Origin of the sequence: Priestia sp. FSL H7-0729, assembly GCF_038005685.1 — a bacterium.
Taxonomy (GTDB): domain Bacteria; phylum Bacillota; class Bacilli; order Paenibacillales; family Paenibacillaceae; genus Paenibacillus.
This window is the reverse complement of record NZ_JBBOTQ010000007.1, coordinates 1-12,364: the sequence shown is the minus strand read 5'-3', so window position 1 is coordinate 12,364 and position 12,364 is coordinate 1. Positions and strand designations below refer to the sequence as shown.

At 45.9% G+C, this 12,364-nt stretch carries 9 protein-coding genes; 8 read left to right on the top strand and 1 reads right to left on the bottom strand.

Annotated features, from left to right (window positions below):
- The first annotated feature begins 100 nt into the window (after positions 1–100).
- From dnaA to gyrB, 6 genes are all read left to right on the top strand, one after another.
- Positions 101–1,447 carry a chromosomal replication initiator protein DnaA gene (gene dnaA / locus MHH93_RS16795; protein WP_036611990.1) on the top strand — a complete coding sequence of 449 codons (1,347 nt, stop codon included), beginning with the start codon at positions 101–103 and terminating at the stop codon, positions 1,445–1,447.
- 220 nt (positions 1,448–1,667) lie between these two features.
- Positions 1,668–2,810, top strand: a complete 1,143-nt coding sequence (gene dnaN / locus MHH93_RS16790; protein WP_017691408.1) for a DNA polymerase III subunit beta — start codon at positions 1,668–1,670, stop codon at positions 2,808–2,810.
- Between the two features lie 16 nt (positions 2,811–2,826).
- Positions 2,827–3,042, top strand: coding sequence for a S4 domain-containing protein YaaA (gene yaaA / locus MHH93_RS16785; protein ID WP_500054936.1), 216 nt, complete (start codon positions 2,827–2,829; stop codon positions 3,040–3,042).
- A gap of 57 nt (positions 3,043–3,099) precedes the next feature.
- Entirely contained in the window at positions 3,100–4,212 is a 1,113-nt protein-coding gene (gene recF, locus MHH93_RS16780; protein WP_500054935.1) for a DNA replication/repair protein RecF, read from the top strand.
- A gap of 13 nt (positions 4,213–4,225) precedes the next feature.
- Positions 4,226–4,474: an extracellular matrix regulator RemB gene (gene remB / locus MHH93_RS16775; protein ID WP_017691405.1), complete on the top strand. Its 249-nt coding sequence runs from the start codon at positions 4,226–4,228 to the stop codon at positions 4,472–4,474.
- A 142-nt stretch (positions 4,475–4,616) separates the two neighbouring features.
- Positions 4,617–6,527: a DNA topoisomerase (ATP-hydrolyzing) subunit B gene (gyrB, locus tag MHH93_RS16770; protein WP_500054934.1), complete on the top strand. Its 1,911-nt coding sequence runs from the start codon at positions 4,617–4,619 to the stop codon at positions 6,525–6,527.
- An 86-nt stretch (positions 6,528–6,613) separates the two neighbouring features.
- On the opposite strand, the gene MHH93_RS16765 is transcribed toward gyrB, so the two are convergent.
- Positions 6,614–7,561 (bottom strand): YheC/YheD family protein, encoded by a 948-nt coding sequence (locus MHH93_RS16765; protein ID WP_500054933.1) that lies wholly within the window; start codon positions 7,559–7,561, stop codon positions 6,614–6,616.
- 426 nt (positions 7,562–7,987) lie between these two features.
- Between MHH93_RS16765 and gyrA the strand changes: the two genes are divergently transcribed.
- Entirely contained in the window at positions 7,988–10,546 is a 2,559-nt protein-coding gene (gene gyrA, locus MHH93_RS16760; protein WP_500054932.1) for a DNA gyrase subunit A, read from the top strand.
- Between the two features lie 225 nt (positions 10,547–10,771).
- The gene (locus MHH93_RS16755; RefSeq protein ID WP_500054931.1) at positions 10,772–11,890 is read left to right on the top strand and encodes an HD-GYP domain-containing protein; all 1,119 of its coding nucleotides are present in this window, start codon (positions 10,772–10,774) and stop codon (positions 11,888–11,890) included.
- Positions 11,891–12,364 lie beyond the last annotated feature (474 nt).

Here is a 12,364-nt window from a genome sequence, read left to right as displayed (position 1 = left end):
CCTGCGGGGGTTTGGGGATAAATTCAACAATATATCTCGTATTTCGACACTGCATCATGGCTTAAGCCACACTTGGAACATGTAAAAGGAGTGACAGTCTGTGGACAGCCATACTTCTGATTTATGGCAGCAAATTTTATCAATCATACAAAACAAACTCAGCAAACCCAGCTTTGACACCTGGTTCAAAGCCACCAAAGCCACCAAGCTGAATGACCGCTCCATCGTCATTTCCGCACCAACTACATTTGCCGTCGAATGGCTGGAGAGCCGTTACACCAAATTGGTTGGATCGACGGTATACGAGCTGCTTGGCAAGCAAGTCGATGTGAAATTTGTCATTGAAGAGAACAAGCCTGCTGAACCGGACCCGCAACTACCGGCACCAACGCCTACAGTTGTACAGGAAGAAGCGGTACTCAGCATGCTGAATCCGAAATATACGTTCGATACATTTGTCATCGGGCCGGGCAACCGTTTTGCCCATGCCGCATCGCTGGCGGTCGCTGAAGCGCCCGCCAAAGCTTACAACCCTCTCTTTCTGTATGGAGGGGTAGGACTCGGTAAAACTCACTTGATGCATGCGATCGGACATTACGTTCTGGAGCATGATCCGGGCAGCAAAGTCGTTTATTTGTCGTCTGAGAAATTCACGAACGAATTCATTAACTCGATCCGTGACAACCGCGGGGAGAGCTTCCGTAACAAATACCGGAGCGTCGACATTTTGCTCATTGATGATATTCAGTTCTTGGCGGGAAAAGAATCAACACAAGAGGAATTTTTCCATACGTTTAATGCGCTGCATGAGGAACGGAAGCAGATCATCATCTCCAGCGACAGACCACCGAAGGAAATTCCGACACTGGAAGAACGACTTCGTTCTCGGTTTGAGTGGGGGTTAATCACGGATATCCAGCCTCCAGATTTGGAGACAAGGATCGCAATCTTGCGTAAAAAGGCACGTGCGGAAAACCTGGATATTCCGAATGAAGCGATGATGTACATTGCCAACCAGATTGACACCAACATCCGTGAACTGGAAGGCGCCCTGATTCGGGTCGTTGCTTATTCTTCACTGACTAATCAAGATGTAACCACTCATCTGGCAGCTGAAGCACTGAAGGATATTATTCCTTCCAGTCGTCCCAAAATGATCACTATTCATGACATCCAACAAAAGGTCGGCGAGTACTATAGCCTTAAGCTTGAAGATTTCAAAGCACGGAAACGGACCAAGGCAGTTGCTTTCCCAAGACAGATTGCCATGTATCTCTCTCGTGAACTGACAGACTTTTCTCTGCCCAAAATCGGGGAAGCATTCGGAGGACGAGATCACACCACTGTCATACATGCTCACGAAAAAATCTCCCAAGCGATTAAAAACGATCAGGATCTCTATAAAGTTATCAACAACTTAACCGAAAAAATTAAGAATCCAACCTGAACAAGTCCCAAGCCTATGCACAACGTATACACATGTGGATAGGCTTGGGTGTACGGGTTTATACCCACTTATCCACATATTCAGTGCCCCTATTACTATTATTACTAAAAAGATCTTAAAGATATCATCTCCAAAATAGCCATTTCGGAGCTTAGCCTTCGGCCTTTGAAAAACACCTTTCAACACCCCAACACCCAAAAAATCAGCTAGGAGTGAAACCATGAAAATCAGCATAATGAAAAACTACTTAAACGATTCCATACAGCAAGTATCCAAAGCGATCTCTAGCCGTACAACGATTCCGATTCTGAGCGGTATCAAATTCGACGTGAATCATCAAGGTGTAACATTGACAGCAAGTGACACCGATATATCCATTCAATCCTTCATCCCGCTTGAAGATGGAGATAAAAGCGTAGTTCAGGTAGATCAACCCGGCAGTGTCGTTTTGCCAGCCAAGTTTTTCGTGGAGATCATCAAGAAACTTCCGTCGCAGGAAGTCCATATGGAAGTCAAAGAGAACTTCAACACCTTTATCTCTGCGGGTGCTACCGAAATTCAACTGGTAGGTCTTGATCCGGAAGAATTCCCGGTACTGCCAAGCATCGAGGAAAACCAAACCGTCTCCATTCCAGGAGATTTGCTGAAAAATATGATCAAACAAACCGTCTTCTCCATTTCCACACATGAGACCACTCCGATCCTGACAGGTGTACTCTGGAGTTTGGGTGACAACGAATTGAAATTTGTGGCAACAGACCGCCACCGTCTTGCTACTCGTTCAGCAATGCTGGATAATGCAGAAGGTATCCGCTTCAACAACGTGGTCATTTCCGGTAAAACGCTGAACGAGCTCAGCAAAATTGTTCCGGATCAAAATACCCTTGTGGATATCGTTGTTGCAGATAACCAGGTTCTGTTCAAAATCGATCGTGTATTGTTCTACTCCCGTATTTTGGACGGAACATATCCGGATACTTCTAGAATTATTCCAACGTCATACAAAACAGAACTTGTTTTAGATACAAAAAAATTAAGTGAATCCATTGACCGGGCTTATTTGCTGTCGCGTGAAGAAAAAACAAACATCGTGCGTATGCAAACGATGGATTCAGGATCCGTTGAAATTTCTTCAAGTTCTTCCGAGCTAGGTAAAGTAAGAGAAGAAATCGAACCTGCCGAGTTTACAGGAGATCCGTTAAAAATCTCGTTCAACTCCAAATACATGCTGGATGTACTGAAAGTCGTTGAAAGTGAGCAGCTGATGATCGCTTTTACAGGAGTCATGAGTCCAATCATCTTGAAACCGCTGGATGACAGTCATAGCCTTTATGTGATATTGCCATATCGGACGACCAACTAACGAAAGGAAGATCACAGTGAACCAAGTTACGATTCGTACGGAATATATTAAGCTTGATCAATTTTTGAAACTGGCTGATTGCATCCCAACTGGAGGTATGGCCAAAGCTTTGCTCCAGGAAGGACTTGTACGTGTGAATAAAGAGCCTGAGGAACGTCGGGGACGGAAGTTATACCCTGGGGATATCGTTGAAGTGGACGGAGAAGGCACATTCCAAGTTGCTGCAGAATAAGAAGACCAGTTCGATCCTGCTGCCTCCTGACGGACGGGATAAAAGGGAGGTTACCGCGTGTTTGTGAACAGCATTGATCTGCAGAATTTCCGCAATTACGAACATCTGAGATTGGACTCTTTTGGTCCCGTAAACTTGTTGATCGGTCAAAATGCCCAAGGCAAGACGAATCTTGCAGAGGCAATTTTTGTACTTGCACTCACCAAGAGCCACCGTACCTCCCGTGACAAGGAGCTGATTCGTTTCGGTGAGGACCGTGCCAGACTTGCAGCAGAGGTCGACAAAAAGTACGGATCGGTCAAGCTTGAGCTATCTTTGTCGCAACAAGGAAAAAAAGCAAAGATTAACGGCCTGGAGCAGCGTAAGTTAAGTGATTTTGTCGGAGCGCTCAATGTCGTGATGTTTGCTCCGGAGGATCTGGAGATTGTAAAAGGCACACCGGGGGTCCGCCGCCGGTTTCTTGACATGGAGATCGGACAGGTTGCACCAGGCTACCTGTATCACCTGCAGCAATACCAAAAAGTGCTCGTCCAACGAAACAATTTGCTTAAGCAGCTTTGGGGACAAGGGGCAGCAGCCCAGACCATGCTTGAAGTATGGAACGAACAACTGGTCGAGCATGGTGTTAAGATCGTCAAAAAAAGGAAACAATTCATAAAGAAACTGCAAAAGTGGGCAGAAACGATTCATCAGGGGATCACCGGAGGCGGAGAAGTCTTGCGCCTGGCCTACCTTCCGTCCTTCAGCGAAGCGGCTGAGGAAGATGAAGCTGTCTTAATGGACCAATTTATGATAAAATTATCACAAATGAAAGAGCAGGAGATTCGCCGAGGCACAACCCTTAGTGGGCCGCATCGGGATGACCTGTCCTTTTTCATTAACGATCGGGAAGTACAAACATATGGCTCGCAGGGGCAGCAGCGCACAACGGCGTTGTCCCTTAAACTTGCGGAAATCGAACTGATTCACGAAGAAATCGGAGAATATCCGGTCCTGCTGCTGGATGATGTTCTGTCAGAGCTGGACCCTTTTCGCCAGACGCAGCTGATCGAAACGTTCCAGAGCAAGGTGCAAACCTTTATTACAGCTACGGGGATCGAGAGCCTGAACGTTGACAAGCTCAAAGATGCCAGTATTTATCACGTTCATGCCGGACAGGTTGAACGCTAAGGAGTGAGGGCTTATGTACATTCATCTGGGCGGTGAGAAGATCATCCGTTCTTCCGAATTGGTCGCTATTTTTGATATATCGATTGAAAAATCCTCAAAGATCTCCAAGCAATATGTCACGCATGCCGAGCAGGAAAAAACCGTGGAACACATCGGTGAGGAGGAAGCCAAGTCGATTGTGGTGACCAAAAACATTGTGTACTACTCGCCGATTTCCTCAGCCACGCTGAAGAAGCGGGCTCACATTTTTCCTGATCTCTAGCAATTAATTGGCATAAGGGTGTGTCTTTTGCTGCTTGTCTTTATGTGGACAATTGGCTGAAATGAAGGACGTTGCCTATTTCAGCAAACATTATTAGTTAACGCATATTTACGATATTGAATCTATAGAAGTAGGTGAAAGCATGTCTATGAATCAACCGTCATATGGTGCAGATGAGATTCAGGTTCTTGAAGGACTGGAAGCCGTACGGAAACGTCCGGGGATGTATATCGGTTCCACCAGTTCCAAAGGTCTGCATCATCTGGTCTGGGAAGTTGTGGACAACAGTATCGATGAAGCGCTCGCAGGTTACTGTGACCATATCGAGGTTACTATCCATGAAGACAACAGTGTCACTGTTGTTGATAACGGACGTGGGATTCCTGTCGGTGAACATGCCAAAATGAAACGTCCTGCGCTTGAGGTCGTTATGACCGTCCTCCATGCAGGAGGTAAATTTGGTGGCGGCGGGTACAAAGTATCCGGTGGTTTGCACGGTGTAGGCGTATCCGTAGTTAATGCACTATCCGAAAAGGTTGTTGTCACAGTTAAGGTTGACGGGCATGTCTATCAACAGGAATACCGTCGTGGAGCTCCACAATATGACCTGAAAGTAATTGGAACAACGGAAGAAACGGGAACAACGGTTAGGTTCCACCCAGACCCTGAAATTTTCACGGAAACGAGAGTTTATGATTATGACATCTTACTTGCCCGTATTCGTGAACTGGCATTCCTGAACAAGGGCATCGGTCTTACACTGACGGATGAGCGTACAGGTGCAACCAACTCGTTCCTGTACGAAGGCGGTATTATCGAATACGTCTCCTTCCTCAACCAGAAGCGCGAAGTACTGCATGAAACTCCAATCTACGTCGAAGGTTCCAGAGATAACATCCAGGTGGAAGTTGCCCTGCAATACAATGACAACTACACCGAGAATATCTATTCCTTCGCGAACAATATCAACACGCATGAGGGCGGTACGCATGAATCAGGCTTCAAGAGTGCCCTTACGCGGATTATCAATGACTACGCCCGTAAAGCGGGAGTAATCAAGGACAGCACGGGTAACCTTTCCGGGGACGATGTGCGTGAAGGCTTGACAGCTATTATTTCGGTCAAGATTCCGGAACCGCAATTTGAAGGACAGACAAAGACCAAGCTGGGTAACAGCGAAGTTCGTGGGATTGTTGAATCCCTGTTTGCCGAGAAACTGCAGGAGTTCCTGGAAGAGAATCCTTCCGTATCCCGTCGCATTTTGGAAAAAGGACTGCAAGCAGCCCGTGCGCGTGAAGCAGCCCGTAAAGCCCGGGAACTGACACGTCGTAAAGGGGCATTGGAAGTAAGCTCCCTTCCAGGTAAACTGGCAGACTGTTCATCCAAGGATGCTTCAATCAGCGAATTGTACATCGTCGAAGGTGACTCTGCCGGCGGATCAGCGAAGCAAGGCCGTGATCGTCATTTCCAAGCGATTTTGCCGCTGCGTGGTAAGATTCTGAACGTGGAAAAAGCTCGTCTCGACCGGATCTTGGGTAATGCGGAGATCAGGGCTATTATTACGGCGATGGGTACAGGTATTGGTGATGACTTCGATATTGCCAAAGCCCGCTATCACAAAATCATTTTGATGACTGATGCCGATGTCGATGGTGCTCATATCCGAACACTACTGCTGACATTCCTGTATCGGTACATGCGTAAAATCATTGAGGCAGGTTACGTATATATTGCACAACCGCCATTGTTCAAGATTGAGCGTAACAAAGTGATTCGTTATGCTGGTTCCGAAAAAGAGCGCGATGAAATTATTGCCACCTTCGGAGAAAATGCGAAATTTAACGTTCAGCGTTACAAAGGTCTTGGCGAGATGAATGCCGGACAATTGTGGGAAACGACGATGGATCCGGAGAGCCGGACGATGATGCAAGTATCGATCAATGATGCCATACTTGCTGATGCGATGTTTGATACCCTGATGGGGGATAACGTTGAACCGCGTCGTGACTTTATCCAAGAAAATGCGAAATACGTGAAAAACCTCGACATTTAACGATATTCGAAGAGGCGCCTGTGAGGGCGCCTTTTTATATTATTTGAATCACGGAATAGGAGGCAGAGGACTTCCGTATCCCATGGTTAGCGACGTACACGTTTTTTGGCAGATGAGGCCTGTGCTTTGGGGGATGGACGAGAACTCTTACTCTTTTTGGCGGGCAAACGGCCGTACGCAATTGCATAGCGTTTAATCTTCCGGTACGCCCCCTTGTCCGGGAGTAAACCAAAAGCATAAATGCCCGGCAATGTATTAACTTCAAGGATCCAAGGGCGTCCTTCTTCGTCTAGCGCAATATCAATACCAATCTCTTTGAGCCTTGGAAATGATGTCTGCAATTGCACAGCGGTATGGATACCCAGGCGGTATAGCTCATTGCGAAGTGTTTTGAATCTATCCTGGTGAAGATGGGGCAGTACGAGTTCTTCAAACGTGGCCAATTGTCCACCACCATGAATGTTGGTGATAATTTTGCCCGGTGCAGCAACACGTCCCAGAATACCTGTTGTTTCCCAGTTATGTTGCAGGTTTTTTTGAGTCAACACACGCAAGTCAAAAGGCAAATCTCCATGCTTCATCAGCGAGATTCCCTGTTGAATGATATAATCCCGTTCCTGAATGCGATCATTCAGTGCTCGTTCGAGTTCATCCAGGGAATGAAAGGATCTCTCCTCTGTACCATATTGGAGATGATATGTTGTTATAAGCTGGGTAGCTCTGGAGGTAACAGCACTTGCCTCGAGTTCATCAGGTGGATTCTGATCATTGTTTTCTTCAGGAACATCTGCTTCTGTGGCGTAATCGTCGGAATTAACAACAGGTTCGTATAAACGGGTTGTCTTCACCCGCATGACCCCATTACCGTAAGTACCACGGTCCGGTTTGATATAGTTGGACTCGAATAATTCAGTCATTCGTTCCAAAGTTTGACGGCTATATTTTCGGGTGACTGGGATATATTCATTCACCATGCGACTGCGTTGTAACACAGCTGTTTTGGCCCATTTGCTGGAGACACGTTGGATACCCAAGATCCATCAGTCCTTTCATGTTTTGCTCATTTCCAAAGAGGGAAAGACACGGAGAAATCAAAGGACAAGAGACGATTTCAGTGGTATAATAGAGAAATATGGCGTTTTGTGCGATGAACTGCACAATTTGCAGTTTGATCGTAGGGCGGGAATGGCTTTAGCCTCGATGGACACAGTACATATGCCGTATTTCTAGCATTGTATGTGCAATTGGGGAGGAAGGCAGGGCGTATCCCCAGAGACGCAGAAGTTCCCGGAAGAAAGGCTATTGCCCAGCGGACGTTTAATTGTGTAACTTTTGTGAAAGTAATATAATAAAGAGTAGCGTTCTTGCGCGGTTTTAGCCTTGTTAGGCTTTTCACATATAATCAATTTTCTTGCATGACGGAATGGAACGTTTGTTGAAGGACAAGAAGGAGGTCCAGCATGGCGGAAGAAATGAACTCTCAGATTACAGATCGGGATATAGGCGTGGAGATGCGTGAATCGTTTATGGATTATGCGATGAGCATCATTGTTAGCCGTGCCTTACCTGACGTACGTGATGGATTGAAGCCGGTTCACCGGCGTATTCTGTACGCAATGTCAGAGCTCGGCATGACCCCCGATAAACCACATAAAAAATCAGCCAGAATTGTCGGCGAAGTTATCGGTAAGTATCACCCACACGGTGACTCTGCTGTATACGAGACGATGGTACGGATGGCACAGGATTTCTCCCTGCGCTATATGCATGTAGATGGACATGGTAACTTTGGATCGGTCGATGGCGACATGGCAGCAGCCATGCGTTATACGGAAGCTCGCTTGTCCAAGATTGCTATGGAAATGCTTAGAGATATCAACAAGGATACGATTGATTTCCAGGCGAACTATGACGGTGAAGAACATGAACCAATCGTTTTGCCTGCTCGTTTTCCTAACTTGCTTGTCAATGGGGTCGGCGGGATCGCGGTAGGTATGGCCACCAATATTCCTCCTCATAATCTGGGCGAGGTCATTGATGGTGTACAGGCCATGATTCAAAATCCGGACATTACATCCATGGAACTCATGGATTACATTCAAGGACCAGACTTCCCTACATCCGGCTACATTTTGGGCCGCTCAGGCATTCGCCAGGCGTATCAGACCGGACGTGGCTCAGTAACGATGCGGGCCAAAACCAACATCGAAGAGAATAACAACAAAGCGAGAATTATCGTTACGGAGTTGCCTTATCAGGTGAACAAGGCGAGACTCGTTGAGAAAATCGCCGAGTTGGTACGTGATAAAAAGATCGATGGCATAACCGACCTTCGTGATGAGTCTGACCGTAATGGTATGCGGGTGGTCATTGAGCTTCGCAGAGACGTGAATCCAGGGGTTGTTCTGAACAACCTTTACAAACATACATCGATGCAATCCACTTTCGGGATTAACATGCTTGCGATTGTGAATAAAGAACCTAAAATTCTGAACTTGCGTGAAGTGTTGTATCACTACCTTCAGCATCAGATTGAGGTTATTCGCAGACGTACGCAGTTTGAACTGAAGAAGGCTGAAGCTCGTGCACACATTCTGGAAGGCTTGCGCATTGCGCTAGATCATATCGATGAGATTATTACATTGATTCGTTCTTCCAGTAATGCAGATGCAGCCAGAGAAGGTTTGATTGAGCGTTTCTCACTCAGTCATGATCAGGCTCAAGCGATTCTCGATATGCGTTTGCAACGCCTCACAGGTCTGGAACGCGAACGTATTGAGAATGAATATAACGAACTGATGGTCAAGATCAGAGAGTATCGCGAAATTCTGGCCAATGAGCACCTGGTGCTTGAAATTATTAGCACAGAGTTGCAAGAGATCCGCGACCGCTTTAGTGATGATCGTCGTACAGAGATCACAGTAGGTGAAGAGAGTATTCTGGATGAGGACCTGATTCCACGTGAAGAGGTTATCATTACGATTACCCATACAGGCTACGTAAAACGTCTGCCGGTATCCACATACCGCAGCCAGAAACGTGGTGGACGTGGGGTCGTGGGAATGGATACGAAAGATACCGACTTTGTTGAGCATCTGTTCGTGACCAACTCTCATAATTACCTCATGTTCTTTACGGACAAAGGTAAAGTGTATCGTCTCAAAGCGTACGAGATTCCAGAGCTTGGACGTACTGCACGGGGAACACCGATTATCAACCTGATCCAGATTGAGCAGGGTGAATCAGTTAATGCCGTAATCCCGGTTCAGGAATTTGAGAGTGACAGATACTTATTCTTTGCTACCCGCCAAGGGGTGGTTAAGAAAACGCCACTTGAGGATTACACCAATATCCGCAAAGGCGGCTTGATCGGTATCTCCTTGCGTGATGATGACATTCTGATCGATGTTAAGCTGACCGATGGGCAGCAAGAGATCATTATGGGTACAGCTCATGGGATGTCTATTCGATTCTCGGAAGGTAATGTACGTTCCATGGGACGTAGTGCCACCGGGGTTAAAGGGATTACATTGGATGAACAGGATTCCGTTATTGGCATGGATGTAGTTGATAAAGAGCTTGATGTTCTGATCGTTACAGCCAAAGGATACGGTAAACGTACACCAGTCAGTGATTATCGGATGCAGACTCGTGGTGGTAAAGGGATCAAGACGATTAATGTCACAGAGAAGAACGGCGCAGTAGTGAGCCTCAAAATGGTTAAAACCGAAGAGGATCTGATGATCATCACGTCTAGCGGTACGTTGATCCGGATGAGCATGGAAGGCATATCCACGATGGGTCGATACACGCAGGGTGTGAAGCTGATTCATATTCGTGATGAGGATTCAGTAGCTACAGTCAGCCGTATTGACAAAAATGAAGAAGAACCAGACGATGAGTCACTTGAGGGCATGGAAGGCGGGGAAACCCAAGCTCCGGCAGTAAGCCTGGAAGAAGGAACCGTATCTGACGCAGACACTGATGCTGAGGGCGACGATTCCGGTTCGGAAGCATAAGAATAGAATGATATACAACCGATCTTTTGTAGATTGGAAGAAGATTCGAGGGGCTCCCACTGGGAGCCCTTTTGTTGTATCAAAGACTCCCTTCGTTTATTCTTCCGAATCTGGGATGTACAGCCTGATACCTGAGTAATATAATGGGAAATATCATAAAAAACCGGGACTATGGTCTTGTTTGCTATTAACATAGAAGACGAACGATGAGTGAGGGGAATATACATGGGACTAATCACCCTGTCAGAAGTCAAACCAGGACTCAAACTTGGGAGTGATGTACAAACGCTTCGTGGCAACGTCTTGCTTCAAAAGGGCAAAGTCATTTTACCCAAGGATATGGAAGTGCTGAGAGCCTTTATGATTCACCAGGTGGATATTGAGCAAGAGAGAATGGGGTCGAGCAGTACAGGAACCAAAGGTGCATCTGCGTCCGCAGGAAGTACAGCAAACGAGAAGAATGGTGAACGGACAGGGAAGACAGGGTACGTGACTACAGCCCCTGTATCAACGTCTCTACAGGATGAATATGAGAAGATGGTCGGACTAACTAAAAATGCATTCTTGTCCTCTCTGGCGGCTGAATTGCCAGTATATGAGTTGCGTACACAGTTAGAGGCTGTGTTTGCACATCTCAAACAATATAATGTGCTTACCTTCAGTCCACGAGTAATGCAAGAACATGATTATGTGTATCACCATGCTGTACTGAGTGCAATCACATCCTATCAATTGGCCCAGTGGATAGATCTTCCCTCCAAGGATTGGATGCAAGTTGCGTTTGCAGGCTTGTTCCATGATATTGGTAATAATAAAGTAGATCCGCAAATCCTCCATAAGCCTTCTTCATTGACGGTTACAGAGCAGGAAGAGATCCGGCAGCATACCAAATATGGTTATCAGATTCTGAAACAGGCAAAGGCCATTAATGAGGGCGCCAGACTTGCAGCTTTGCAGCATCATGAAAAAGTGGATGGATCAGGCTATCCGTTGCAGCTTAGTGGGTCGCAGATTCATATATACGCTAAGATTGTAGCTATCGCCGATATTTTCCACGCTATGACGCTGGAGAAAATATACCGGAAGGCACAATCACCGTATCTAGTTCTAGAACAGATCCAGAGTGAGGCATTTGGCAAATTGGATCCTGCGATTGTAAGTGTATTTGTTCAACGATCAACCCAAATTCATAATGGCATCCGAGTAAAACTCAGCAATAACCAGATTGGAGAAATCGTATTCTCTGATCGAGATCATCCTACACGGCCTATGGTATCTGTAGAAGGAAACATCATTAACCTAATGCAGCAACGGCAGCTTCACATACAAGAGGTTATCAGTTAACTATAGATATTGGAGCATAATAAGCAGAGGGTCTTTCTTTTATAGAGAGGCCTTTTTGTTTGAGATGTATATAGTAAAGTAGATATACCTTAAAGATTATAGTAAGATGCACCATTACTCAAAAAAAGACTTGCAATCAAAATCTCTACATGGTATATTCTAATTCCGGCCAAGAAAACACAAGAAACACGGTGCGGCAAGCTAATGAAATAAGCTTCGAAAGAAACTTAAAAAACGAGCTTGCAAAGTTGGTTCGGATGTGGTAAGATATAAAAGTTGCTGAGGAGAACAACGCTTGGTAACGAAACAAGTTTGATCTTTGAAAACTGAACAACGAGTGAGTAAACATTCTGCTTGCAGAATAAACGCGAAAGTTTGAAACAAGCCTTGGCTTGAATCGGCTGGAGCACAATTGAGATTTTTAATCTCGTCAGATTCAAAATGAGCTTATCGCTCTTTTCAATACTTTATTGG